This window comes from Mycobacterium sp. (genome assembly GCF_965230835.1).
Lineage (GTDB): Bacteria > Actinomycetota > Actinomycetes > Mycobacteriales > Mycobacteriaceae > Mycobacterium.
This window is the reverse complement of record NZ_CBDDLW010000002.1, coordinates 3,501,297-3,527,183: the sequence shown is the minus strand read 5'-3', so window position 1 is coordinate 3,527,183 and position 25,887 is coordinate 3,501,297. Positions and strand designations below refer to the sequence as shown.

Genomic DNA, 25,887 nt, shown 5'->3' with positions numbered 1-25,887 from the left:
TACAAGAGAGCCGACAAACCGCGATGCTGTGATTCGGGACGCCATAGTGTGCGATTTGTTACAGGGGCGCCTCAGCCGTGCGGGAATCGCGCCCGCTGGTATCGCGGCCACCTTCCTGGGCGTCACGGCCCATCTAAGACGCGCGTCGGCCAGACCCCTCGCCGGCAATGCCTCCGAGCGTGTCGCCCAGGCCACTTGTTCTGCCTCGGTAAACAATCTTGCCGAACCATTTGAAAGCGCCCTTGCTGAGCCGATACATCGCTACGCTCATGCGCGTGCCGCCTTCACCTGAGTAAAATCTCTAGCCGTCTGGCACTATTTGACACGAGATGGCCTTCGGTAAACAGTATTGACAGGCATACGCAGTGACTTCACCAACTCCTAACCCCAACGACGGCGAGAATCCGCCGCCCTACAGTCCCCCTCCGGAGGGGCGTGACAGATTCCTTGAGGCAGAAGAAGCGCGTCGGATAACGCTGGGCCCGCCCCCTCCTTACGCCTTCGCCTCCACAGAAAACGGATCCCCATGGGACGCACCATCCGGCGGTTTTCATTCCGTGGGCCAGTCCGAAGAAAAAGTCGAACTCGGCGCCGGAGTGACTCCCGAAGCGTCCTACGATCCAACAGGCTTTGCTGAGTACATCCGGTCGCGGGCGCGCGCTGACGAGGTCGCGGCGCGAGAGAGCCGACTTGACGCCAACGAACACCAGTATCTGGCGCGAGCAGCACAAGAGCATCAGACGGCAGCGCAACAAAACTTAGGTTTGATGCAGCAGGAGCTGCGTGAAGCCGAAGCTAACAAACGGGCTGTGGCGGAATACGAGCGGCTGGCCGAACACCACGAGGGGGAAGCGCGCCGGCAGCAAGGGTTCTTGAAACAACAACAAAGAGAACTGGCTAAGCAGCAGCAGTTGGTGGACAAGTACCGGCACTTGGAGCAGGAGCGGCGGGACCTAGCAGCGGAGTATCCCGAAGACGCCTCCGACTTCGAAGAAGAAGAAGAAATGTTTCGGTCAGCTGCCGAAGATCACGAGCAGCAGCTAGACCGATATCAACGCAATATCGAAGCACACCAGCAAAATGTCGAGGCGCACGAGAAGCAAGCAAGGACCTACCGGCAGCTGGCCGAGGAAGAACGGCAAGAGATAGAACCGCACGAGCGTCGGGCGGAGGAATACCGGGAAGAGATGGAGCGCTTCGAGCAAGAAGAAGCGCGGAATCAGCAGGCGGCCGCGCGGAACGTGGAGGATGCCGAGCGATCAGAGCAGCGCGCGCGGGTATCAGAACTTAGCGCAGCAGTACGAGAACCTTCCTCCGCCCTATTCTGAATCGGGAGAGAACCTTACTCCGCCCTATTCTGACTCGGGAGCTGGAGGGACAAATCCCGGTGGCGCCGGCGTCGAACCTCCCGACCGGTACGACCTCATCCCCTATGAAGAGGCGTATGGGGTGCCATATCAGGGTGCGGGTCCTGGCCCTGGCGCTGGCCTAGGCTCGTCGTCAGAGTTGTTTGACAGTGGTTCGGGGGCTGGCAGTCTGATCGTCCGTGACTATGAGGGAATTTCTGCTGGGATCGGCGGTTTGCGACAAGTGCTGTCAAAATCGGAGTCAACGTTGGATCAGCTCGGCCGCACTCAGGCATCGCTGGCAGCAAATTCCGAAGGGCGGACGACAGCAGCCTCTGGGGAGCGGCTGGCCCAGCTTTCAGAAGTTCAACGCAGCATGGTCGACGTGACCACACGGGCGTTGAACTATCTCGACTTAGCCAACACCGAATTCAGAGGATTCGACGACGAACTCGGACGACGATTTTTCGAGAGTCTATAAATTGCGCGCTGCCATACCTGGGCACTTCACTTCGTACCCATCTGATACGCGGTCTCGATTTCGGACAACTAGATGACATAGCATTTCCGGTCTCGAAGTCGCCTGGCGGCGTGGACTTTCCCACCCGAGCCGAGTTCGTCGGGCGCTGGCGCTGTCGCGGCCGAAGCGTCGGGGTTTTGCCGGGCGGGTGGCTAGACGTCGCGGAGGTCAGCCAGCAGGGTGAGAAACTCCTTTGCGTTGGCATTGATTTCGTCGAGTCCACCGACACTGCCGGTCGCGTTAGCCACGATGATGTGTTGGAGACCGTTGTCGGCGTAGCCGCGGACTCGATCAGCGATTTCGGTGGCGTTGCCGATGAAAGTGAATTCTTCGACCAGGTCAACAGGGATTGTTGGAGCGAGCTGGCGAAGGTCGTCAGGATCGAAATCGTGGTAGATCAGGTCCACCAAACCGCGGCATCGCGGCCCGGCAGGATGAGCCAATCCGTGTTTGGCCCACACCTCAGCAGAACACATGAGTGCGGAGAGCTTAGCCAGCGGCTCACGGTCCATGAGTTCGGCCACATACTCACGAGATTCACCCATAACCACACCAATATGCAGGGCGCATTCGGGCATCGGCCGCCCGGCTCGCTGGGCGAACTCGGCGATCATGCGGCGCTTGTCGCCGTAGCTCGATGCGCTCATCGGCCAGGCCGGAATCCAACCATCGCCATATTCCCCGGTCAGACGCAGCATCCGTGGACCGTGACCGGCCACCCACACCTTCGGCCGACCAAGATCATCACGCTGCAACGGCAGGCCGACACGCCCAGGCGAAGCCCCCGCGGGCATGACACCATGATCAAGCAACGCGCGCAGCTCGATCAAAAACGTCTCCAAGTCCGCAACCGGGGTCGAGAAGTCATAGCCGAACGGTTCAAGGTTTTCGGCTTCCCCAGCACCAACCCCAAGGCAGAATCCACCGCGGCACAGCTGGTGCAGGGTCAGCGTGGTCCGAACCACATCCGGTGCTCGGCGCCGGATCCCGTCGGTGACACAGACCCCCATCGGCAGCTGCGAATCACCGCCGATCGCAGCGATATAGGCAAACGGGTCATACCAGGCGTCAGAATCCGGCGACAGCGACGCCAACGCCATCTCAGCCCACAGATCCGGATGCGCTACCCCCAGCAAATGATCCGGCACCCAGAAAGAATCCACACCAGCCTCTTCGGCAACAGCCAACATCGCACGAGACGACTCAAATGGATGCATCGGCACCACCAGCAACCCGACCTTCATCAATTCACTCCCCCGTTGATCTTCGGCTGCACGGCCGAAACCTATTGCGAAAAAACCACAGCGCTGTGGGATTCTGCAACGACGAATGCGCCGCTCGGTCCGAAACACTTGGCGTGTTCCCCGTGAATGAGTCCAGCTTGTTTTAGAGTCTCGTGGCCCTAAACGTGGGCTGGAAGGGACAAGGAAATGGCTGGTCGTAAGAGGTATGCCGCCGAAGACATTGTGCGCAAGCTGCGCCGAGCTGATGAGCTGGCCGCCGGCGGCAGCTCCGGTGAGCAGATCGCTGCCGAGCTGGGGGTATCGGCGGCCACCCTGTACAACTGGCGCCGAGCCTACGGGGGAATGGATCTCGATGCGGCCCGCGAGCTCAAGGAACTGCGCGAGCAAAACGGGCGGCTCAAACGGCTGTTGGCCGAGGCCGAGCTCGTCAAAGACGCCCTACGTGAGGTGGCCAAGGGAAAATTTTGAGCCCAGCCGCCAAACGCCGCGCCGTGGACATGCTCACAGAAGTCAAGGGCATCTCAGAACGGTTGGCGTGCCAAGCGGTTGGGCTGGCCCGCTCAACCTACCGACGTGTCCGTATCGACCAGACCCCGGCGGACCCGGATGCCGATCTGCGGGCCTGGCTGCGTTCCTACGCCCGCAAACACCCCTGTCACGGGTTTCGCCGTGCGTGGTCGGCGTTGCGCTACGACGAGCATCACCAGGTCAACAAGAAGAAGATCCACCGGCTGTGGCGCCAAGAGGGACTGCAAGTCGCCGTCCGCTCCCCACGCAAACGTGGTGGTGTGCCCTCAGTGCCGCCGATCATCGCCGATGCCCCCAAGGTGGTGTGGGCGCTGGATTTTCAGTTTGACTCCACTATCGACGGCAGGTCGGTCAAGATCGCCTCGATGCTCGATGAGCACACTCGCGAGTCGCTGCTGGACATGACCGCACGCTCCATCACCGCCGAGGCGCTGGTCGACGAGCTCGAGCGAGTGTTCACCACTGCCGGGGGTCCGCCCACGGTGCTGCGCATGGACAACGGGCCGGAGCTGATTTCTCAAGCGTTGCAGCAGTTTTGCGACGGAAAAGTCGGGCTGACCTATATCCCCCCAGGTCAGCCCTGGAAAAACCCCTACATTGAATCCTTTAACAGCCGCTTACGAAAGGAGTGTCTGAACCGCAACTACTGGACTGACCTGCTCGAAGCCAAGGTGGTGATCAGCGATTTCAAACACGAGCACAACCACCGCCACCGCCACTCATCGCTGGGTTATCGCACTCCGGCCGAATACGCTGCCCAATGCAGCCACACCCATCACCCCATAGCCTGCGACATCAACTAAAATCCAGATCAACAACAACCTGGCTCTAATTCCAGGTGGACCCGATATCGGGGACCAGCCACACTAACCCGCGCACCGAACAGCGGCCGACTGGGGTCATGCGCTTCAAGCGCGGTGCTACCGACCTCCGAAACACCGCCGGCCATCCCACCGATTACCGGTGACAACCTGACTAGACAGGCTTTTCATGAGACGGGTGTCGCGAAGCCAGAGGCGAGGTTTCACCTTTGCTGCCTAACCGTTGCCCGAATTGGCAGCGGGTCAACACCTCTGACGCTCAATGCTGATCAGTTGAAGGCCTGGCGAGCGATCCCATGCCTATCTGCCGCGTTGGCGTCCGTCCATTCTTTGATCGGCGATAGAGCCCCGTGCTTGTCGCGAGTTACCCCGTTGTTCGGACCGGCTATCCGCGTTTTGGTGTTGCCCTGGGGTGTATCCGAGGGTGCGCTTGAACGTTTCAATGAACGCGCTTGGAGTGGCCCAGCCGCATGCGTGAGCTATTTCTGTGACGGTGTGCTGTTCAGCAAGCAACCGAAGCGCGTGATGAACGCGCAGCTGGGTGCGCCACTGCCGATAGCTCATCGCCACATCCGCGGCGAAGAGGCGGCTCAGGGTACGCGGGCTAACGCCGATCATTCGCCCAATGTGGTTTAGGGCTAGCGGCGTAGCCAGGTTTTCGGCGGTGATTCGGCACGCTTGGCGCAGTCGGTGGTCTTTGGGCGACGGTATCCACAGTGGTTGCGGAGCGCTCATGCACAACTGGTCGTAAAGGACGTCAAGTCTGCGCGCATTGGCTGCATCGCCGATATCTTCGGCCTGCGAACAGGCCACTATCAGTTCACGCGCCAGTGCATCGACGAGCAATACGGCAGGAACGTGTGAGACGGCGGCGTATTTTCCGGGATCGAACGCGACACAATGGAATTGCGTGTCGCCGTGGAAACGGTGCTGATGAGTGGCGCCTGCAGGGATCCAGATGGCGCGGTTGGCCGCACTGATCCACGTGCCCATCGAAGTAGTGACCGCGACTGCCCCGCGTGAGGGATAGACGATTTGATGCAGCCGGTGATGGTGACTTCCTATCTCGGCGCCGGCAACGCGTCGTTGTGACGACGTCGCCATCAGATCTTGGCTAGTTTTCGACATTATTTGGCACTTTATCGGAAGCCGGGCACTCCGGCATCCACATAACGTGAAGTGACAAGACACAGAACTTCGGAGGGCCGAATGAGCCACCAGACCGTTGGGGTGGACGTCGACGCACACCCGCGGATGACGGAAAAACGAAACTGCCGCCGGGCGCCGGTCGGGCACTGGCGCGGATGCGGTATTGGGTAGCCGGCCACGCCGTGGACGATTTCTACCAAGGGTTGGTGCCTGCGGCCCTGCCGTTCTTCGCCATCGAACGCGGCTACAGCTACACCGCCATCGCTTCGTTGGCCATGGCCGCCACCTTGGGCAGCGCGTTACCGCAGCCCATCTTCGGGCTGGTAGCCGATCGTCGATCGATATCGTGGATCGCTCCGCTCGGCCTGAGCACCGCAGGGGTAGCAGCATGCCTGGCCGTGACCGCGCCACACTACGCCGCGGTATGGACGCTTTTCTTGGCTTCAGGTCTGGGAGTGGCGGCTTTCCATCCGGCCGCCGGGCGTGATGCTCGCCGCGACGCGGGAGCCAGCACCACCGCGATGAGCTACTTCGCCTCTGGCGGCAAGATCGGATTTTTCCTCGCACCGGTTGTGGTGACGCCACTTGCTGCACATCTGGGCCTGCGTTCCCTGTTGCCGTTGGCCATACCAGCACTGGTCATGGGAGCACTACTGCTCCGCTACCAGGTCCGTACAAACCGTTCGGCGCAGATTGCCTCCAAGACCGTGATAGGCCGCGACCGTTGGGCGCCTTTTCTGACCCTGACCGGTGTAGAGATCACCCGCTCGACCGTCTCGTTCGGGATCAACACCTTCATCGCGCTGTACTTCATCAAGCACTTTGGCGCCACCGCGACGACTGGCGGTGTCGCGTTGTCCCTGTTCCTCGCTGGCGGAATCATGGGCACCATGGTGGGAGGAATTATCGCCGACCAGTGCGGGACCGTTCGTACGGTGCAGATCGGGGGTGCCCTGATAATCCCCTTCCTCATCGCTCTGCACCTCAGCACGCGTCCGATCGTCGCGCTCGCGCTGACATTTGCGGCGGGCGCAGCTATCAACATCCCATTCGCGGTGATGATCAAACTCGGTCAGGACTACCTACCCAACCGGCTGGGCACGGCCGCCGGCGTGACACTTGGACTAGCGGTCAGCGCGGGGGGCGTGTTCATGCCGATTCTTGGAGCACTCGCTGACACCCACGGTGTTACCTCCGCATTGACAGCGCTGTGCGCACTGGCAGTTCTGCCTGTTGGGCTCAGCTTATTGTTGCCCACCCCAAATAATTGAACGAAAAAAACCGGGTACGACCACCCTGATTTGCTAGCCTCGGCGTGTAGCCGGACCAGCGATGGTGACGGCCGAACACCACCCAGCGAGATGCCCCGGCCGTGGACGCCGATCGCGCCCAATAAGCGCGAACCCGCCCACCTAGACGATCGTGGTTAGCGACTGCGCTAGACCTCGGTCGAGGTTATCCATGTTTGTTGTGGCGAGGTCAAGATAATCCAGGGTGCGCAACGCATCGGCGATGGCTTTTTGGTTCATCCGCACCAGTGGTGTCAGGCGTTCATGGGCGGCTTGCGCCGTCTGCCCCTCTGCGCTGGCATCCAGTGAGGCCTCGATCTCGCGAAGCTGATCCAGCGCCGACTGCGAGCGTGATATCACCCGGCGGCATCGGTCTATACCATCGGCGATGCCCTCACGGTCATACACCAAGCGGTTCGTCTCGGAGTTCGCCGTGGGCTCCGGGTGTATTTCTGCAACAACGGTGATCGTTCGCCCAGACTGCGATCCCGTTTCGGCGCTCGTCTCCTGTTCCGCGCCCGACGCTCGAGTGATCGCGGTCGAACGTGGCTCCTCTTCAACGTCAACAGAGTGTGGTTCTTCTTCGAGCAAGAGCGGTTGCCGCGCACGTCGACGGGAAGACTCGCGTTGTTGTTCGCCGGACCGAGGCGAGGATGTCGGTTTCTTTTTATTTCCCCTGGATCTTAGAACGACTTCGGCCGCTTTCCCCGCCCCTGAGCCGATGCCGTAGCCGACCTGTTTTCCTATTGTCTCAAAACGTGCGCCGCCGGGTATCAGACCAGTCCCGACTTCACCCACCATCTCACCTAGATGGCCGACGGTTCCCAATATCGAACGGTTCTCCCCTGTCAATGCAATTACCGAAATACCCGCCAAGGCACCCCCGACAACGGACCCAATCGTCTCACCGGTTTGAGCGCCAGAGTCTCCATCGGCTTTATCGCCGATTTCATAGCCGATCAAACCCCCAGCCGTGGCACCTACGGCGAAACTTATACCGCCCAGTAACTCTTTGGCTGCAGACGGAGTAGCACTCATAGCGCAACAAAGTCCTAACTGTGTTATGACTGCCTTTTCTGCTGTGTCGACTAGTCGGGCAGACCTGGTTGGGTTGCATGTGTTGATTTGCTCGACGGCGGGCCGATACCGAACCGGTCTCGACTAGTTGCATGAGTGCCCGCGTGCCTACACACAGCACTCGTCTCGCGTCCGAACAACCGACGGCGCTTGTTTGCTGTCGTGAAATCGGACACATGGCGATGTCGTCCACTACGCACCCGGCGGCTAGTCGGCAAGGCGGACAACCCACTTCCACACTGCCGACGCACAATAGGCGTTGTCGGCGTAGACATCTCCGGAAGACGCTTCCCGAGATCCTCGATCAGAATGCCGCGGATCCCCTGGGCCGCAGGACAGTACACACGCGCGCGCACACCAACCGACAGAGATTGGGGCGCCGCCATCTCCCGATCGTTGTTTCCGCCGCGCTCAGGTACATCAGGAAAATCGCGTAGATCTAACAACTATGGGTCGTAGATTTAGTACGCGCCAGGCCCGGCCAGCGCCCTAGCCTTGACCAAACCGGCGATCAATGCCTTGGCTAGCGTCGGTTCGAGCACCATGCCCAATGACCGGTCGTCCCAGCAGCCAAACGCCCGGCGAGGCGCCCCGGCCCCGGCCGTGGACGCCGATCGCGCCCAATAAGCGCGAACCCGCCCACCTAGGCGATCGTGGTTAGCGACTGCGCTAGACCTCGGTCGAGGTTATCCATGTTTGTTGTGGCGAGGTCAAGATAATCCAGGGTACGCAACGCATCGGCGATGGCTTTTTGGTTCATCCGCACCAGTGGTGTCAGGCGTTCATGGGCGGCTTGCGCCGTCTGCCCCTCTGCGCTGGCATCCAGTGAGGCCTCGAGCTCGCGAAGCTGATCCAGCGCCGACTGCGAGCGTGATATCACCCGGCGGCATCGGTCTATACCATCGGCGATGCCCTCACGGTCATACACCAAGCGGTTCGTCTCGGAGTTCGCCGTGGGCTCCGGGTGTATTTCTGCAACAACCGTGCTGGGGCGTCCAGGCTGCGGTGGCGCTGCCGCACTGGTGATTGCCGTCGGTCGAGGTTGAACATCGACATTCACGTCGGAGTCATCCTGCAGAGATTCTTCTTCGAGCAGTGGCGCTCGGCGCGAGCGTCGGCCGGAAGACTGATCTTGTTCCTCAGTCGGCTGGTCCGAGGACGCGGGATTCCGCTTCTTCCCTTTGGGCGGCCCGGACTTCCGCTTAGACTTCTGCCTACCGCCCCTGGCCCCTAGAACGGTTTCAGCCGCTTTTCCTGCGCCCGATCCGACACCGTAGCCGACCAGGTTTCCTATCGTCTCAAAACGCGCGCCGCCGGGTATCAGACCAGTCCCGACTTCACCTACCAATTCACCTAAATGGCCGACGGTTCCCAAAACCGCACGGTACTGGCCCGTCAACGCGATCGCAGGAATTCCCGCTAGCGCACCGCCGATGACGGCACCAAGCGTCTCACCGGTTTGGGCACCGGATTTCCCATCGGCCTTGTCCCCGATTTCGTACCCGATCAGACCGCCAGCCATAGAACCTGCAGCGAAACTTATCCCGCCCGCCATTTCTTTAATAGCTGAACTCATAGCACCCATATTGGAGCAAAATCCTTACGAGGTTGTTGCACTGCATTTTTCGACTTCAGGGGCGCCACAGAGCCGCCATGGAAGTATGGCACACAGCCAGCACGAGCGTTGCCCTGCGATCTGTGAACTTAATCACCGATTCACGAGGACGGCCGAAATCTATTTCGGCTCAACGCAATTTTTAATCGGAACCACCGCCGCAACTCCGGTACCGTCCCAAAAATAGGAATACCACCAGAAACCCGCGGCGGTGTACATGACATGTCCCACACACTCGTTGCTGAGCTAACCGCCTCGAATCTGCCGCCCACCAGACGGACCCGCACCACCGACCGACCATCGGACTGGCCCGCTCCGACCCGGCGGGCGTGGCGCGCGGAAAAGCTATCGGAAGCCTGCAAAATCGCATCCCGCCGAATGCGGCGGCTCGGTATCCGCCCCTTCTGAACCCATAAACATGCGGATAAGCCGCACCTGTTATCGCGGCGCGGCGAAACTCGCCGGCCCTCAACGACCAAAACTGCGCGAGCCGCGCACAACTGACTCTGACTCAGCGGCTAGGGGCGGTTGGCGCCTTAAGGGCTAGTGCGACCTGGAGGATGTCGGTCCCGGTCCGTATTGACTGGCGGCAAGTCTGGCAGTAGGGCCTGCTGGGGCGCCAAAGCCGGGAGTAGCCGGTAGGATTGACGCTACTGGCCTTGTCGATTGCCCTGTGTTCATAGAGTTTCAGATGTTCGTAGCAGAGAAATCCGGCAACGTTGCCGTTTTCGTTTAGCTCGACACGGTCGCACCAGTCGACAGGGTGGATCTCGACAAACCACGTCGCGTTTGCGGCACACGTCACACCGTCGTTGAACTTCTTCGCGCATTTGCAGCGTACGGCGAAATCCAGCTCCGAAAGCACCTCGTTCATCTCACTTTCGCCAGCGCTAACACCGGTCTTGGTTTGGTTGGTGGCCGACGCGCGCCGTCGAATCTAATAACGAGGCGGCGAGCCGCCTGGTTCATGCCATCGTCAGACTGGCCGTCACATGATCTGACCCGTTGTCCGCTGCGATGAAACAAGGAGCGCGATCGGCAACCACTCGCCTAGTCGGCGCCCACTGGCGGTCGAAACCGCGTGACGCCCCCTGGAAGCTCTGCGGGAAACGCTCTGGGATTCAACAATATAACTGGCTGCGCACATGGCCACCCCGGCTCCGCGGCAACCCCGCCCAACAGATCAGTGCGCTCTGAACCGGGGCCGACATGCTCAACGCGCCGGTGTCGGCCTGGGGATAGTCCTTCAGACCCCGACCGCCTGCTCTAGGTCCTTGAGCGAAGATTCCAGGTGCCCAAGCAGCCGCTGCAGAGACGGCACACCGCGCCGACAGGCGATCAAGCCGAAATCGAGATTGCCCGAATTGCTCACCATGGTGATGTTTAGGGCTTGCCCGTCCATGACGGACGACAGCGGATAGCCGGCGTCGACCCGAGCCCCCCGGTAGTACATCGGCTCTGGAAGGCCCGGCACATTCGAGATGACAAGGTTGAACGGCGGCCGCACTGCGCCCAGGAAACCCGACCGAGCCAACGGCGCCACCGTGGTCATGGCAAATAACGCCAGCCCCTGCACCCGTTGCTGGTCGGCCAGCACATTTTTACTCGCACGCATCGACGCACCGATAGTCTCAAGCCGTCTACCGGGATCCTCAAGATGTGTAGCAAGATTGCACAAGATGCTGCCGACCATGTTACCGCCGGCATCAGCTCCTTCTTTTGGGCGCAGACTCACCGGAACCAGCGCAATCAGCGGCGCATCCGGAAGAGCCTCCTGCTCGATCAAGTAGTAACGTAACGCTCCGGCGCACATCGCCAAGACCGCGTCATTGACGGTCACCCCGGCGGCTTGCTTGACCCGCATGATCCGTTCCAGTGCCCAGGATTGAGCCGCGTATTGACGTGCTTGGCCGATCTTGACATTGAACATGCTGGGTGGCGCCGCGAACGGCATAGTCAGCTGCTGCTCGATCAGCGCGGCCCGGGCCAGCTTGACCGTCGATAAAGCAAGTCCTGCAATGGATCCCACCCTCTTACCCAGGGAAGCCGGCCGAGATGGGAGGTCGGACTGTTGATCGGATACCCACGGCAAACTCCACATAGCCCGCATTCCGAGGTCACTCGGGTCAACCGAATACGTTCGTCGCACAAGGTTCAGCAGCGCGACACCGTCGAACAGGATGTGGTGCAGTTTGACGTACATGGCGAACCGGCCATCGGCAAGCCCCTCCAGCACGTGCAATTCCCACAACGGGCGGTCGCGATCAAACGAACTAGCGTGTAGCCGAGAAGTCAGCTCAAACAAGTCGCGAACCCGCGCCGGGGCCGGCAACGCAGACAGTCGCACGTGGTGGTCCACGTCAATGTGCTCGTCATAAGCCCATGCCAACTGGGCAATACCACCACCGATCGTGGCGGGATGTTTACGAAAGGTGGGCTGGAATTCGTCGTTGGCCACCAGCGCGTCGTAGAACTCCCGAACGAATTCTGGGCCCGCACCCACAGGAGGGTCCAACAAGAACAAGAGGCCCATGTTCGCAGGATGTCCACGTGATTCGCTGAACAAGAACATCAAGTCGGTGGGCGTCATCCAGTCCATCCCCACATTCAACCGGGGCCAACTCAACTTAGCCAATCGGGCGCCCGCCGATTTTCCCGCTATGCGTTAGCTGACTCGGCCCATCGCCGTACTCAATCCGCACTTGAGCCCTGACCGGATGAGAACTGTTGCCGGGTAAGTTTATCCATCGCCCCAGTGAGAAATCACCATCAATATTTCGCCCTCCCCACGACACCCCGTTGTCCCAATGTAGAAAATTTGAACTCCACGAACAGGCCTGCGTCAATTATCTGAAAATGTCGCGCGATATTGAGAAAGGTTGTTGTGCCCGGCCCCGACAGCGGACACGAAGTCCCGGCCGAGCGAACCATCCAACTCGACACCTTCCAACAGGCCGACGCCCACCGCACCACAGCACCAATCCTGCCAATCAGGTATCTACACAACGGATACTGACCTCAGCAGCAGGCTAATCTGAGCCAGAATGAGGCCAACGCTATGGCCGGGCCTGCAACGACATCTCGGTCGGCAGCCAGCAGGTTCACCACGTTGCAGAGCAACCCGGAAGCTATAGGGAGCGAATTGATGAAAGTCGGGTTGCTGGTGGTGCCGATGCATCCATTTGAGTCGTCTCGTGCGATGTTGGCTGTTGCCGAAGAGGCTGGTGTGGATTCTTTCTGGGTGCCGGATCATTTGCTGGGGGTAGCGCATCCGGATCTGTGGGCTGAGATGGCGTTGGCGTCGCTGTCGCCGGATTCTGACGCCTGGTATGACCCGTTTGCCTATATCGCTGCGATCGGCGGTGATTCGCAGCTGCCGATGGGGGTCTGTGTCACCGACGGGATCCGGCGCCGAGCACCGGATGTGGTTCGGACCACGCTGACCCTGCACCAGCTGTGCCGCGGTGGATTCTGCCTTGGGGTTGGTGCTGGGGAAGCCGAAAACCTTGAACCGTTCGGCTATGACTTCTCGACCCCGGTTGCGGACTTGGAGACGTTTTTGATCGAGCTGCGCGCGTTGCTTGATCATGGTGTCATGCCCGCGGGGGCTTCGCCTGGGCGTGTCGGCCTGCCGTTGCAGCGTGATGATCTTGGTCGGCCGAAGGTGTGGGTGGCCGGTCACGGTCCACGGATGCTGCGTCTGACCGGGGAATATGGCGATGGTTGGATTCCGGCCTGGCCGATGAGCGCATCGAGCTACGGCGACAAGCGCCGCATGATCGCCGAGTTCGCCCAGCGAGCCGGGCGGCCGATGCCCGAATGCGCCCTGCATATTGGTGTGGTTATGGGTGAATCTCGTGAGTATGTGGCCGAACTCATGGACCGTGAGCCGCTGGCTAAGCTCTCCGCACTCGCGTGTTCTGCTGAGGTGTGGGCCAAACACGGATTGGCTCATCCTGCCGGGCCGCGATGCCGCGGTTTGGTGGACCTGATCTACCACGATTTCGATCCTGACGACCTTCGCCAGCTCGCTCCAACAATCCCTGTTGACCTGGTCGAAGAATTCACTTTCATCGGCAACGCCACCGAAATCGCTGATCGAGTCCGCGGCTACGCCGACAACGGTCTCCAACACATCATCGTGGCTAACGCGACCGGCAGTGTCGGTGGACTCGACGAAATCAATGCCAACACAACAGAGTTTCTCACCCTGCTGGCTGACCTCCGCGACGTCTAACCACCCGCCAGGCAAAACCCCGACGTCCCCGCCCACCACGAGTGGGCTGGCCAGTACCGTAGCGATATGTCCTGTGTGTTCTGCGCGATCGTCGCTGGGGAGGCTCCCGCAATCCGGATCTACGAAGACGACGAATATCTGGCTATCCTCGACATTCGCCCTTTCACCCGCGGACACACCTTGGTGCTGCCCAAGCGTCACACGGTAGATCTCACCGACACCCCGCCAGAGACCTTGGCCGATATGGCGGCGATCGGCCAACGGATCGCTCAGGCAGCGCGCTCGACGGAATTGGCGGTGGCGTCTTAGGACTGGTGTAAAAACGCTGGGCGCATGTTCCTGGTGGTCATGTTACGCGGCGGTGGTGTCGGTCGTGGTTGTTGTGGTGGGGGGATGCAGTGGGCGGGGTGGCTCGAGCAGTTGGTGGCGTAGTTCTTGGAGGTGGCGGCTGGTCGCTGATGTTTGGGTGACTCCGCGCCAGCCGCGGCTGGCGCGGTCGAGGACGGCCCATACCAGCGACAGACAGCTGGTTTCGCCGGGTAGGCGGCCGATGACCTTGACCCGGCGACGGGATTCTCCGAAGGTGCGTTCGATGAGGTTGGAATGGCGGATGCGTGTCCAGTGTTGGCGGGGGAAGCGCAAATGCACGCTCAGCGAGGCGAAGTCGTTGGCCAGGCAAGCGACCGCGGCTGGGTAGAGCCCGCGGTATGTGGTGGTGAACTCCTCGGCGCGGCGGGTGGCTTCATCCACGGCCTGCTGGCCGGGTGGCTGGTCAATGTCATCGAAGATCGACCAGAACGCGGCTTTGATCTCGTCCTGGACCGCGACAGGTGTCTTGGCGATGACGTTACGGCAGCGATGGATCAGACACCGCTGACGCAGGCTTGCCGGAAACGTGGTCTCCCATGCGGCGATCAGGCCCGGCGCCCCGTCGGAGATGCCCAGTAGCGGCGGGCGTAGTCCCCGGTTCCTCAGGTCAGCCAAGAAGTCGGCCCACGCATCAGCCGACTCCGCTGCGGCTGGGGCCAGCCCAATAAACAGGGGCTTGCCGTCGGTGCAGATGCCCCAGGCGGCCAGCACCGGCTCGGCCGGGGCGTTGGGATGCATCCGAAAGTTCGAGGCATCCAAGAACAGGTAGTCCAACACCAGCTCATCAAGGCGTCGAGACGACCACGCAGCGAACTCGTCTTTGATGGCCGCACAAATCCGGCTCACCGTCGAGCGCGACAACGCCGCCTGCGAGCCCAGCACCTCGGCCAACGCGGCCTCGATGTCGCGATCCGACAAACCGCGCACCCATCCCGAAATCACCAACGCCTCCAGAGCGTGGGTGCGCGTCACCCCGGCACCGAATAGCCGCGAACAGAACCGCTCGTCGGTGTCGCGTAGTTTCGGGCGGCATAATTCGACCGAGCCCATCGTGGTCTTCACCGTCGCCGGCGGTTGATACCCATTGCGGTACCCGCCCGGGCCGTCCTGAACCCGACGCTGGTGACGGGCTCGGCCCAACACTGCTTCTACCTCGGCCTCCACGGCGACCTGAAACACCAGACGCACCGATAACCGCCCGACCTCCTCCAAAATCTCGGTCAACGGCCGCTCGGTCGCGGCGAACAACTGATCCATCTCAACACGCACACGCTCAATCGGCGATACTCGCTTGGTCACGGGCGTAGCCCCTCCTTCATAGCTTTCGTCGGTTGCGACGGAACCTACGCCCGTGACCATTTACACCAGCGATGAGACGCGACCGAATTGGCGGATGCAACCAACATCGGGATCAATGACGGCCGCGCCGCCTTCCAGACGGTGTTCCACATCCACCTTCACGTACTGCCGCGGCGCAGCGGCGACAAGCTATCCGTCGCCAAGGGACTCGTACTGCGCCGGGATCCGGACCGGGAAGGCACTGGTCGGATCTTGCGAGACGCGCTGGCGCAACTGGGCGCCCCTCCGCAAGACTGAATCCATGGACATATCACGATGGATTGAGCGGCATGTTGGCGTGCGGGTGCTGCAGCTGCACGATGCTATCTACCGGGGCACTGGCGGTCGGGTCGGCCACCGGGTCCCAGGCGTGCCCCCGAGCCTGCTGCTGCATACGACCGGGGCCAAAACGGGTAAGGCACGCACGACCACGCTGACCTACGCCCTGGACGGCGATGCATACCTCGTCGTCGCCTCCAAGGGTGGTGATCCCCGGTCACCAGGCTGGTACCACAATCTGAAGGCCAATCCAGATATCGAAATCAATGTCGGCACAAAGCGATTCGTAGTGACAGCAAAGCCGGCGCTGCCCGGCGACCCGGATTACCCTCGGCTGTGGCAGATCGTCAACAAGAACAACGCCAACCGCTATGAGGCATACCAAACCAGGACGTCACGGCCGATTCCGGTCGTGGCGCTGACCCGCCGCTAAAACAGCTCTTTCGCCAGCATTTCGAGAGTTGCCACTCGGTCCGGTGCGGCCGCGGATTCGGTGCCGCGCCGAGCCGATGCGACTGGGTGCACCATCACCTCGTCGACCCCGAATTGAGCGGCAACTCTCCGCAGCTGGTCGGCGGCCTCGGCTGGTGAGCCGACGACGGCCCGCTTCAATCCGGCCTCCACGATGCGCTGCTGCTGCGAACCTACGTGAGCCGCTAACGCTTCTTCGACCAGCGGCACCGGGCCGAGCGGCTGCCCGGTCCGCAACCGGGCCATCATCTGCAAGTTGGGCAACATCAATGCCGCCGCCTCGGCACGTGTTTGCGCCACTGCGGCGTTCACCGTCAAAAACGTGACCGGCTCGGCAGCCAGTTCACTGGGCACGAACTGGGAGCGGTACAGCTCAAGAGCCTCTTCGGTCCCTTTCCCGGAGAAGTGATGAGCGAACACATACGGCAGCCCCTTCGCGGCGGCCAGGCGAGCCGAATACATCGAGGAACCCAACAGCCATAGCCGCGGCTCACTGGCCGCGGCGGGGGTTGCTTTGAGCGTGTAGTGCCCGGAACGAAGGGGTACCCGCACGCCGCGAGCGCTCATTAACTCGACGATGTCGTCGAGGTAGTTGGGAAAGTTCTCGATGTCTCGATCCTGCTGAGCGGGTGGGCGACCTCCGCGCAGCGCATGCGCCGCAACCGGGTCCGAACCTGGAGCTCGGCCGACACCGAGATCGATCCGGCCGGGCGCGGCCGCTTCAAGCAGCGCGAACTGCTCGGCCACCGACAGCGGTGCATGATTGGGCAACATCACACCACCTGACCCGAGCCGGAGCCGCGAAGTTTGGGCAGCCAGGTAAGCGATCAGCACCGGCGGACTGGTGGCACCTACAGACGGCATGTTGTGGTGCTCGGCAACCCAGTAGCGAGTGAAACCCAAGCGGTCCGCGGCTTGCGCCAACGTCACCGTGGCGGCCAACGCATCCCTGGTCGACTGGTCAGTGCGTACTGGAACGAGATCGAGGACGGAAATACGCACGATGACGTCAACGCATTCGGCCTCTGGAACGTTCCCAGCCGGCTTTTCTCACCAAAGCAGCCAAGCGGCTCAGTAGTCCTCAAGGGTGATCGATCCGACGATCCGCTCGAACTCTTCCTGCGGTATGGGCTCGCCCCCAGGGATGTTGTCGCTGACCAGCCACTGATTGCGCTCGATATAGCCACGGAACTCGGCAAAGTAGTTGGCGAAGGCGCGTTCATAATCAGTGCCTGCGGCCGCGAGCTCGCCCGCCAGGATGTAGGCGCCCAACAAAGCGACACTGGTGCCTTGGCCCGACAAGGGCGAACAGCAGTACCCGGCGTCACCGACCAAAACCACTCGACCCTGCGACCAGCGATCCATCACGATCTGAGACATCTCGTCGAAGTAAAAGTCCTGCGCGGTCCGCATGTAGTGCAGCAGTTGCGCGCGCACCCAGCCATCCTCGGCCATACGCCGCTCCACCTCGGCAACCTGGGATGCGGTGTCGCGGTAATCGATCTGCAGATCGGGGTCCATGAACGCCAACGCGGCCCGGGCCTCGGTGTTGTCGCGAGCACTGTAAACCCCGGCCATGGTGGACTCGCCGTAGTGCCACTTCTGCCAGTAGTCCAACTCCAGGAAGTTGGGCACGGTGAATATCGCCGCGTAGGTTCCCAATCTCTTGATGAAGTGCTCCTCGTGCCCGAAAACCAGACGGCGCACATTGGAATGCAATCCGTCAGCACCGACAACGAGGTCGAAACTGCGCGCGGCGGCACGCTCAAAGGTCACTTCGACCGAGGTGCCATGATCCCGCATCGTCACGATACTGTCGTCAAAAAGGTATTCCGTTGTCGATTCGCTTGCTTTGTAGAGCAATTCGACCAGGTCGTCGCGCAGTAGCTCAATGTCGGGACTATCGATCCGCCCGCCGGTCGGCGTTGATTCGGTATCCCGAGACAGCTCGTTGCCGTCATGATCGACAACGGAAGCGCCCCGGATTCGCGTCTTCATGCTTTCCGCGGCGGCCAGCAGCCCCATACGCTCCAGCACCATCAGCGCTGGGCCACGTACGTCGATCGCCTGACCGCCCAGCCGCAGCCCCGGGTGGCGCTCCACCACGGTGACCGAATAACCCTGTCGCCCTAGCCAATACGCGACAGTCGTACCAGCGATACTGGCACCGGAAACCAGAACCGTCTTCACTGTCATCCCAATCCTGCCAGCACCTTGGCGTCGCTGAAAACGTCGTCGAGCATTTCCGGGGTCAACCTACCGGTGAACATGTTCTGCTGACTCGGGTGGTAGCAACCAAGTAATCGCACGCCGGATCGCAGCTCAGCGGCGACACCGTGGCCAAACTTTGGCTTACGCATCCCCGAGGCGATCGGCAACCGCAGCGCGACCTGCCAAGCAAAACCTCCCAGGGCAACGATCGTGCGAACGTAATCAGCAATCAGTCGCCATTCAGCATCCAGCCACGGCGAACAGGCCAGCCGCTCGGCCGGCGTCGGGGCGTTGCCGGGCGGCGCGCACCTTACAGGTGCGACGATACGAATACGATGAGCCGCTAACCCGTCGGCCGCATGGACGCTGATCGGCGAGTTCACCAAACCGGCCCGGTGCAATGCCGCATACAACTGATCTCCTGATCGGTCTCCGGTGAACATCCGGCCAGTCCGGTTGGCGCCGTGCGCGGCGGGCGCCAGCCCGACAATCAACAGGGCGGGGCGCTCAGATCCCCAGCCCGGCACCGGCCGTCCCCAATACGGCTGTGCGGCGAAAGCCCGGCGTTTCGCTACGGCGACGTCCTCCCGCCAGCTGACTAGGCGAGGGCAAGCTCGGCAAACGCTGACCGCAGCGTCGAGTTCCGGTATCGAACCGGCCTCGTTCGCAAGCACCGAGACTGCAGCCGGATCGGCAGCCACCGGGGTCCGTACCGTCGCCAGATCACCCGGCCAGCCGCTGCCGGGCGCAACCGGAGAACCAAACGACTGACCGCTGCCGGGATGGATGAGCACATAGACATCCTGCATTCAGCTACCCGAGGACACGAAATGCCTACGAAAGCAGGCCAATATTCAGTGGCATCCGATGCTGGTTTGCCGCTAGGTTCAGCCCCGATATCCATGAGAAACCGTAGTCGAGGCCCAGCTCTCCGGATCTTGTTCGCCACGTTGATGGCGACGACAGGCGATGGTGTCTCGATCGTCGCGTTCCCCTGGTTGGTTTTGGAGCGCGAGGGCAGCGCAGGCCAGGCGTCGGTGGTGGCCAGTGCAACTATGCTGCCGCTTCTGTTTTCCACGCTCGTCGCCGGCATCGCGGTCGACTACCTCGGGCGGCGACGGATGTCCATAGTTGCCGATGCCCTGTCCGGGACCGCCGTGGCGGGCGTGCCGCTGGTCGCATGGCTGTTCGGCACCGCCGCTGTCAACGTGGCCGTGCTGGCGGTACTGGCGGCATTGGCTGCCGCGTTCGATCCGGCGGGGATTACCGCTCGGCAGTCGATGCTGCCCGAGGCTGCCGAACGAGCTGGCTGGTCACTGGATCGGGCCAATGGCACCTACGAAGCTATCCTCAACCTGGCCTTTATCCTCGGCCCAGGCATTGGTGGTCTGATGATTGGGACCGTCGGCGGCATCGCGACAATGTGGATCACTGCCAGCGCGTTCTTGCTCTCCATTCTGTCAATCACCACCTTGTCCTTGGAGGGCGCCGGTAAGCCCCACCAGGCGTCCAGACCCGCGGGACTGGTTTCCGGAATCACCGAAGGGCTGCGATTCGTGTGGAATCTGCCGGTGTTGCGCACACTTGCGTTGGTTGATCTAGTTGTGACAGCGCTGTATCTGCCGATGGAAAGCGTGCTGTTTCCGAAGTACTTCGCCGACCTCCACCAACCTGAGGAGTTGGGGTGGGTGTTGATGGCGCTGGCCAGCGGGGGCCTGGTGGGTGCGCTTGGCTATGCCACGCTGACCAAACACGTTCCCCGCCGTACTACGTTGTTGGTCGCGATGCTCACCCTTGGTGTCGCAACGGTGTTCTTCTCGTTGCTACCCCCGTTGCCGGTCATCCTGGTTCTCGCCACCCTGGTTGGCCTGGTGTTCGGGCCAATCCAGCCGATCTACCTGTATGTGATGCAGACCCGTGCGCCCCATCACCTGCGGGGCCGTGTAGTCGGAGTGATGACATCGCTGGCCTACGCCGCCGGTCCGTTGGGTTTGCTGATGGCCGGCCCGTTGACCGATTCCGTCGGTTTGAGGGCAACATTTATGGCGTTGGCGCTACCGATCCTGCTCACCGGTCTGGCTTGCCTGAGACTGCCATCGCTGTACGAACTGAATCGTGCGCCTGAATCCGCTCTCGATTCTTCGAACGTAGGATCGGCGCAGTGAACGCACATGCGGTGGAAGATCTGCGTGCCAACCTGCCCGATGGGCAGGTGGCAACCGACCCCGCGGTGACCGAGGGTTATCGGCAAGACCGCGCTCTTGACCCGTCGGCCGGCCGACCGCTGGCCGTAGTCCGGCCACGGCACACCGAGGAGGTACAGACCGTCTTACGATGGGCAGCGGCTCATGGGGTGCCGGTTGTGACCAGAGGAGCCGGCAGCGGCCTATCTGGGGGGGCGACCGCGCTTGACAACGGCATCGTCCTGTCCACAGAAAAGATGCGTGACCTCACCATCGATCCGGTCACTCGTACCGCGGTATGTCAGCCAGGTTTGTTCAACGCTGAGGTGAAGAAGGCCGCCGCCGAACATGGGCTCTGGTACCCGCCCGATCCGTCGTCTTTCGAGATCTGCAGCATCGGCGGCAATATCGCCACTAACGCTGGCGGGCTTTGTTGCGTGAAATATGGCGTGACCACTGATTATGTGCTGGGCATGGAGGTGGTGCTGGCTGACGGCTCCGCGGTGCGATTGGGTGGCCCGCGGCTCAAAGATGTCGCTGGCTTAAGCCTGACGAAGCTGTTCGTCGGCAGCGAAGGCACACTGGGGGTGATCACCGAAGTGACCTTGCGGCTGCTGCCGGCGCAGAACACCTCCAACGTCGTGGTAGCCAGCTTCTCCTCGGTTGCCGCTGCGGTCGATGCGGTATTGGGGGTCACCGCCCGGCTACGCCCCGCCATGCTGGAGTTCATGGATTCGGTTGCGATTAACGCAGTCGAGGACACATTGCGTATGGATTTGGATCGGGGGGCGGCCGCCATGCTGGTCGCCGGCTCCGACGAACGTGGGCGCGCGGGAACCGACGACGCCGAAGTGATGGCCGCTGTGTTTGCCGAGCATGGCGCGACCGAGGTCTTTTCCACCGACGATCCGGACGAGGGCGAGGCATTCGTCGCCGCCCGCCGCTATTGCATCCCAGCGGTGGAGAGCAAGGGAACACTTTTGCTCGAAGACGTCGGGGTGCCGCTACCGGCACTGGGCCGACTGGTCACCGGCATCGCAGACATCGCCGAAGAGCGAGAGCTGATGATATCGGTGATCGCGCACGCCGGTGACGGCAATACCCACCCGTTGCTTGTGTTTGATCCCGCTGACACCGAGATGGCAGAGCGCGCCCACCTCGCGTATGGCGAAATCATGGATCTGGCCGTCGGGCTGGGTGGCACGATCACTGGGGAGCACGGGGTTGGTCGCTTGAAGCGGCCGTGGCTGGCCGGCTATCTCGGCCCCGACGTCATGGACCTAAACCGGCGCATCAAACAGGCATTGGACCCGCAGGGCATCCTCAATCCCGGCGCGGGCATCTGAAGAACCACGGGTAGGTCCCATCAGCGACACGCGCATTCCCCCAACCTCGCGGTTGACACCGCGCCCAACATGTCTTAAACATGAGACATGTATACGAAATTGTCTCAGCCAGTGCCGAAGTTTCATCTCGGCACCGCGGACAGCTGGTCGAATCCCTGGCCGATGTATCAAGCCCTGCGCGACCACGACCCGGTTCACCACGTCATTCCGCCCGAGCATCCCGACCACGACTACTACGTGCTGTCGCGGCACGCCGACGTCTGGGCAGCAGCCCGGGACCACCAAACGTTCTCTTCCGCCGCAGGCCTGACCGTCAACTACGGCGAGCTGGAAATGATTGGACTGCAAGACAACCCCCCCATGGTCATGCAGGACCCCCCGGTGCACACCGAGTTTCGCAAGCTGGTGTCGCGCGGTTTTACACCGCGCCAGGTCGAGTCAGTCGAGCCGAAGGTCCGCGAATTCGTCATTGAGCGCATTGAGAGGCTGCGGGCCAGCGGCGGTGGCGATATTGTCACCGAGTTGTTCAAGCCACTCCCGTCCATGGTCGTTGCCCACTATCTCGGCGTGCCCGAAGAGGATCGGGCGCAATTCGACCGATGGACGGAGGCCATCGTCGCGGCCAATACGACTGAAGACGGCCTAGCCAGCGCGCTCGGATCTGTCAGCGATGCGGTTACGTCGATGATGGCCTACTTCGCTGAACTGATCGAGCGGCGTCGAACCGAACCCGAGGACGACACAATCTCGCACTTGGTGGCCGCGGGAGTGGGCGCCGACGGTGATATCGCGGGCACACTGTCGGTACTAGCGTTCACATTCACGATGGTCACCGGCGGAAACGACACCACGACCGGACTCCTCGGCGGCTCGATGCCGCTACTGAAGCACCGCCCCGACCAACGTCAGCTACTGGTCGACAATCCCGATCTGATCTCGGACGCTGTCGACGAATTGCTACGACTGACCGCTCCGGTCCAGGGACTGGCTCGCACAACCACATGCGACGTGAGCATTGGCGACACCACCATCCCGGCTGGCCGAAAGGCACTTCTGCTATACGGATCGGCCAACCGTGATGAGCGTCAATACGGGCCGGACGCCGGCGAGCTCGACGTAACCCGGTGCCCGCGCAATATCCTGACCTTCAGCCACGGCGCGCACCACTGCCTTGGCGCTGCGGCGGCCCGGATGCAAGCGCGGGTCGCGTTGACCGAACTGCTTGCTCGATGCCCGGATTTCACCGTCGACGACTCCGGCATCGTGTGGTCCGGCGGCAGCTACGTCAGGCGCCCGCTTTCGGTGCCATTTCACGTGCGGTCCTGATGGCCGCCACAAACGAGGGCCGAGCAGGAAATGACTGGCTAGCAGCCCGCCGCACCGAAGTAGCCGCTGATCGCATACTCGACGCTGCCGAACAGCTCTACACGCAACAAGACCCAGCTGGCGTCGGCATGAACGAGATCGCAAAGGCTGCTGGCTGTTCCCGGGCAACGCTGTACCGATACTTCGAGAGCCGCGAAGCGCTGCGAAACGCCTATGTGCACCGTGAAACCCACCGCCTCGGTCGTGAAGTCATGCAACGGATCGACGACGTCGAGGACCCCAGCCAACGACTCACCGCAAGTATCACCATGACCCTGCGTATGGTTCGCGACAGCCCGGCGCTGGCGTCATGGTTCGCCACCACCCATACACCGATCGGCGGCGAGATGGCCGGACAATCAGAACTGATCAACGCTCTGGCAGCGGCATTCCTACACTCCCTAGACCCCGACAAACCTTCGATCATCGAACGCCGGGCGCGGTGGGTGGTTCGGATAATCACATCACTGCTGATGTTTCCCGGCATTGACGACGCCGACGAACGGGCGATGATTGAGGAGTTCGTCGTCCCGATCGTGACGCCGGTTCCGGCTCGTCGAGCCACGATCTAATCCGGGATCAGCCCACAATGCCTTTCATCACCCGCTCGACAGGGCGACCTTGCTCCATCTCCCACTGCACACCCCAGGGATCGATCCAGTAGAAGAACTTGTAGGGAAACGGGGCTATTTCCTCAGGAATGTGGTCCTGGCCCAGAATCTCGATGTGTAGACCTTGTTTCCGATAGACCTCCTGCTGAGACAGGATGAACGCGTGGGCTGCCACCGCGTCCCCCACTTCGAGCGCCACGTGGCGAATGCCGCCCAAATCGTTCGTCTGCCTGCGATGGATAGTCTGGTCCCCGCTGGGGTGGTGATAGGTGAACAGCTCCAAATAGAGGCCTACCTCTGCATGCTTCAAAAAGCGAACATCCAGACTGACTCGGCCGTCACCGAATCCGGCGTTTCGGGCGAATGAGGCTAGATCCAGGCCTCGGTAATCCATCGGCCCATCGGCGTTGGTTGCCTGCTCAAAACCAAGCACAGTGCGATAGAACTCGGTGGCGACCCCGATGTCGTCGACGACCACGTTGATGTGGGAGATGGCTTGAATATCGGGTGGCGTCTTAGGACTGGTGTAAAAACGCTGGGCGCATGTTCCTGGTGGTCATGTTACGCGGCGGTGGTGTCGGTCGTGGTTGTTGTGGTGGGGGGATGCAGTGGGCGGGGTGGCTCGAGCAGTTGGTGGCGTAGTTCTTGGAGGTGGCGGCTGGTCGCTGATGTTTGGGTGACTCCGCGCCAGCCGCGGCTGGCGCGGTCGAGGACGGCCCATACCAGCGACAGACAGCTGGTTTCGCCGGGTAGGCGGCCGATGACCTTGACCCGGCGACGGGATTCTCCGAAGGTGCGTTCGATGAGGTTGGAATGGCGGATGCGTGTCCAGTGTTGGCGGGGGAAGCGCAAATGCACGCTCAGCGAGGCGAAGTCGTTGGCCAGGCAAGCGACCGCGGCTGGGTAGAGCCCGCGGTATGTGGTGGTGAACTCCTCGGCGCGGCGGGTGGCTTCATCCACGGCCTGCTGGCCGGGTGGCTGGTCAATGTCATCGAAGATCGACCAGAACGCGGCTTTGATCTCGTCCTGGACCGCGACAGGTGTCTTGGCGATGACGTTACGGCAGCGATGGATCAGACACCGCTGACGCAGGCTTGCCGGAAACGTGGTCTCCCATGCGGCGATCAGGCCCGGCGCCCCGTCGGAGATGCCCAGTAGCGGCGGGCGTAGTCCCCGGTTCCTCAGGTCAGCCAAGAAGTCGGCCCACGCATCAGCCGACTCCGCTGCGGCTGGGGCCAGCCCAATAAACAGGGGCTTGCCGTCGGTGCAGATGCCCCAGGCGGCCAGCACCGGCTCGGCCGGGGCGTTGGGATGCATCCGAAAGTTCGAGGCATCCAAGAACAGGTAGTCCAACACCAGCTCATCAAGGCGTCGAGACGACCACGCAGCGAACTCGTCTTTGATGGCCGCACAAATCCGGCTCACCGTCGAGCGCGACAACGCCGCCTGCGAGCCCAGCACCTCGGCCAACGCGGCCTCGATGTCGCGATCCGACAAACCGCGCACCCATCCCGAAATCACCAACGCCTCCAGAGCGTGGGTGCGCGTCACCCCGGCACCGAATAGCCGCGAACAGAACCGCTCGTCGGTGTCGCGTAGTTTCGGGCGGCATAATTCGACCGAGCCCATCGTGGTCTTCACCGTCGCCGGCGGTTGATACCCATTGCGGTACCCGCCCGGGCCGTCCTGAACCCGACGCTGGTGACGGGCTCGGCCCAACACTGCTTCTACCTCGGCCTCCACGGCGACCTGAAACACCAGACGCACCGATAACCGCCCGACCTCCTCCAAAATCTCGGTCAACGGCCGCTCGGTCGCGGCGAACAACTGATCCATCTCAACACGCACACGCTCAATCGGCGATACTCGCTTGGTCACGGGCGTAGCC

General features: G+C 61.8%; 21 protein-coding genes and 2 pseudogenes. 12 read left to right on the top strand and 11 right to left on the bottom strand.

Annotation, left to right across the window (positions count from 1 at the left end; all coding sequences use genetic code 11):
* Positions 1–557: 557 nt before the first annotated feature.
* Both ACO07W_RS16655 and ACO07W_RS16650 read left to right on the top strand, forming a co-directional pair.
* Positions 558–1,328: a hypothetical protein gene (locus ACO07W_RS16655; RefSeq protein WP_421844856.1), complete on the top strand. Its 771-nt coding sequence runs from the start codon at positions 558–560 to the stop codon at positions 1,326–1,328.
* Positions 1,249–1,827, top strand: a complete 579-nt coding sequence (locus ACO07W_RS16650; protein WP_421844855.1) for a hypothetical protein — start codon at positions 1,249–1,251, stop codon at positions 1,825–1,827. The genes ACO07W_RS16655 and ACO07W_RS16650 overlap by 80 nt, the downstream gene beginning before the upstream one ends.
* A gap of 191 nt (positions 1,828–2,018) precedes the next feature.
* Here the strand turns inward: ACO07W_RS16650 and ACO07W_RS16645 are convergent, their stop codons facing one another.
* Positions 2,019–3,110, bottom strand: a complete 1,092-nt coding sequence (locus ACO07W_RS16645) for an LLM class flavin-dependent oxidoreductase (protein ID WP_421844854.1) — start codon at positions 3,108–3,110, stop codon at positions 2,019–2,021.
* Between the two features lie 186 nt (positions 3,111–3,296).
* Here ACO07W_RS16645 and ACO07W_RS16640 point away from each other — a divergent pair.
* A protein-coding gene (locus tag ACO07W_RS16640) for an IS3 family transposase (RefSeq protein ID WP_421840069.1) occupies positions 3,297–4,441 on the top strand; the annotation gives its coding sequence in 2 pieces (ribosomal slippage) (positions 3,297–3,564 and positions 3,564–4,441; 1,146 coding nt in all).
* Positions 4,442–4,759: 318 nt separating this feature from the next.
* On the opposite strand, the gene ACO07W_RS16635 is transcribed toward ACO07W_RS16640, so the two are convergent.
* Positions 4,760–5,587 carry an AraC family transcriptional regulator gene (locus ACO07W_RS16635; protein ID WP_421844853.1) on the bottom strand — a complete coding sequence of 276 codons (828 nt, stop codon included), beginning with the start codon at positions 5,585–5,587 and terminating at the stop codon, positions 4,760–4,762.
* A 176-nt stretch (positions 5,588–5,763) separates the two neighbouring features.
* Between ACO07W_RS16635 and ACO07W_RS16630 the strand changes: the two genes are divergently transcribed.
* A complete protein-coding gene (locus ACO07W_RS16630; RefSeq protein ID WP_421844852.1) occupies positions 5,764–6,879 on the top strand; it encodes an MFS transporter in 1,116 nt (371 codons plus the stop codon).
* A 141-nt stretch (positions 6,880–7,020) separates the two neighbouring features.
* Here the strand turns inward: ACO07W_RS16630 and ACO07W_RS16625 are convergent, their stop codons facing one another.
* The 3 genes from ACO07W_RS16625 to ACO07W_RS16615 form a co-directional block, all read right to left on the bottom strand.
* Complete coding sequence (locus tag ACO07W_RS16625) at positions 7,021–7,860, bottom strand: hypothetical protein (RefSeq protein WP_421844850.1); 840 nt, start codon at positions 7,858–7,860, stop codon at positions 7,021–7,023.
* A gap of 757 nt (positions 7,861–8,617) precedes the next feature.
* Positions 8,618–9,550, bottom strand: a complete 933-nt coding sequence (locus tag ACO07W_RS16620; protein WP_421844848.1) for a hypothetical protein — start codon at positions 9,548–9,550, stop codon at positions 8,618–8,620.
* Positions 9,551–10,835: 1,285 nt separating this feature from the next.
* A complete protein-coding gene (locus ACO07W_RS16615) occupies positions 10,836–12,188 on the bottom strand; it encodes a WS/DGAT/MGAT family O-acyltransferase (protein ID WP_421844846.1) in 1,353 nt (450 codons plus the stop codon).
* 546 nt (positions 12,189–12,734) lie between these two features.
* Here ACO07W_RS16615 and ACO07W_RS16610 point away from each other — a divergent pair.
* Positions 12,735–13,826 (top strand): LLM class flavin-dependent oxidoreductase, encoded by a 1,092-nt coding sequence (locus tag ACO07W_RS16610; RefSeq protein WP_421844844.1) that lies wholly within the window; start codon positions 12,735–12,737, stop codon positions 13,824–13,826.
* 66 nt (positions 13,827–13,892) lie between these two features.
* Positions 13,893–14,132: pseudogene (locus tag ACO07W_RS16605) on the top strand (HIT domain-containing protein); the annotation flags it as partial.
* 45 nt (positions 14,133–14,177) lie between these two features.
* Here the strand turns inward: ACO07W_RS16605 and ACO07W_RS16600 are convergent.
* Positions 14,178–15,452 (bottom strand): IS256 family transposase, encoded by a 1,275-nt coding sequence (locus ACO07W_RS16600; RefSeq protein WP_421840071.1) that lies wholly within the window; start codon positions 15,450–15,452, stop codon positions 14,178–14,180.
* Between the two features lie 120 nt (positions 15,453–15,572).
* On the opposite strand from ACO07W_RS16600, the pseudogene ACO07W_RS16595 reads away from it, so the two are divergent.
* Both ACO07W_RS16595 and ACO07W_RS16590 read left to right on the top strand, forming a co-directional pair.
* Positions 15,573–15,791 (top strand): annotated as a pseudogene (locus ACO07W_RS16595) (HIT domain-containing protein); the annotation flags it as partial.
* 4 nt (positions 15,792–15,795) lie between these two features.
* The gene (locus ACO07W_RS16590) at positions 15,796–16,245 is read left to right on the top strand and encodes a nitroreductase family deazaflavin-dependent oxidoreductase (RefSeq protein WP_421844842.1); all 450 of its coding nucleotides are present in this window, start codon (positions 15,796–15,798) and stop codon (positions 16,243–16,245) included.
* On the opposite strand, the gene ACO07W_RS16585 is transcribed toward ACO07W_RS16590, so the two are convergent.
* The 3 genes from ACO07W_RS16585 to ACO07W_RS16575 form a co-directional block, all read right to left on the bottom strand.
* Positions 16,242–17,285, bottom strand: coding sequence for an LLM class flavin-dependent oxidoreductase (locus ACO07W_RS16585; RefSeq protein WP_421844840.1), 1,044 nt, complete (start codon positions 17,283–17,285; stop codon positions 16,242–16,244). The genes ACO07W_RS16590 and ACO07W_RS16585 overlap by 4 nt on opposite strands.
* A gap of 69 nt (positions 17,286–17,354) precedes the next feature.
* Positions 17,355–18,473 (bottom strand): FAD-binding protein, encoded by a 1,119-nt coding sequence (locus tag ACO07W_RS16580; protein WP_421846054.1) that lies wholly within the window; start codon positions 18,471–18,473, stop codon positions 17,355–17,357.
* A gap of 2 nt (positions 18,474–18,475) precedes the next feature.
* Positions 18,476–19,303, bottom strand: a complete 828-nt coding sequence (locus tag ACO07W_RS16575) for a uracil-DNA glycosylase (protein ID WP_421844838.1) — start codon at positions 19,301–19,303, stop codon at positions 18,476–18,478.
* Between the two features lie 93 nt (positions 19,304–19,396).
* Between ACO07W_RS16575 and ACO07W_RS16570 the strand changes: the two genes are divergently transcribed.
* The 4 genes from ACO07W_RS16570 (at position 19,397) to ACO07W_RS16555 (ending at position 23,960) form a co-directional block, all read left to right on the top strand.
* Positions 19,397–20,659 carry an MFS transporter gene (locus ACO07W_RS16570; RefSeq protein WP_421844836.1) on the top strand — a complete coding sequence of 421 codons (1,263 nt, stop codon included), beginning with the start codon at positions 19,397–19,399 and terminating at the stop codon, positions 20,657–20,659.
* Positions 20,656–22,023 carry an FAD-binding oxidoreductase gene (locus ACO07W_RS16565; RefSeq protein WP_421844834.1) on the top strand — a complete coding sequence of 456 codons (1,368 nt, stop codon included), beginning with the start codon at positions 20,656–20,658 and terminating at the stop codon, positions 22,021–22,023. The genes ACO07W_RS16570 and ACO07W_RS16565 overlap by 4 nt, the downstream gene beginning before the upstream one ends.
* A gap of 87 nt (positions 22,024–22,110) precedes the next feature.
* Positions 22,111–23,349 carry a cytochrome P450 gene (locus tag ACO07W_RS16560; protein ID WP_421844832.1) on the top strand — a complete coding sequence of 413 codons (1,239 nt, stop codon included), beginning with the start codon at positions 22,111–22,113 and terminating at the stop codon, positions 23,347–23,349.
* On the top strand, positions 23,349–23,960 hold the full coding sequence (locus tag ACO07W_RS16555; RefSeq protein WP_421844830.1) for a TetR/AcrR family transcriptional regulator: 612 nt from the start codon (positions 23,349–23,351) through the stop codon (positions 23,958–23,960). The genes ACO07W_RS16560 and ACO07W_RS16555 overlap by 1 nt, the downstream gene beginning before the upstream one ends.
* A gap of 7 nt (positions 23,961–23,967) precedes the next feature.
* Here ACO07W_RS16555 and ACO07W_RS16550 read toward each other — a convergent pair whose 3' ends face one another.
* Together ACO07W_RS16550 and ACO07W_RS16545 are read right to left on the bottom strand one after the other, a co-directional pair.
* Positions 23,968–24,483 (bottom strand): VOC family protein, encoded by a 516-nt coding sequence (locus ACO07W_RS16550; protein ID WP_421846053.1) that lies wholly within the window; start codon positions 24,481–24,483, stop codon positions 23,968–23,970.
* A gap of 77 nt (positions 24,484–24,560) precedes the next feature.
* Positions 24,561–25,835 carry an IS256 family transposase gene (locus ACO07W_RS16545; RefSeq protein WP_421840071.1) on the bottom strand — a complete coding sequence of 425 codons (1,275 nt, stop codon included), beginning with the start codon at positions 25,833–25,835 and terminating at the stop codon, positions 24,561–24,563.
* Positions 25,836–25,887 lie beyond the last annotated feature (52 nt).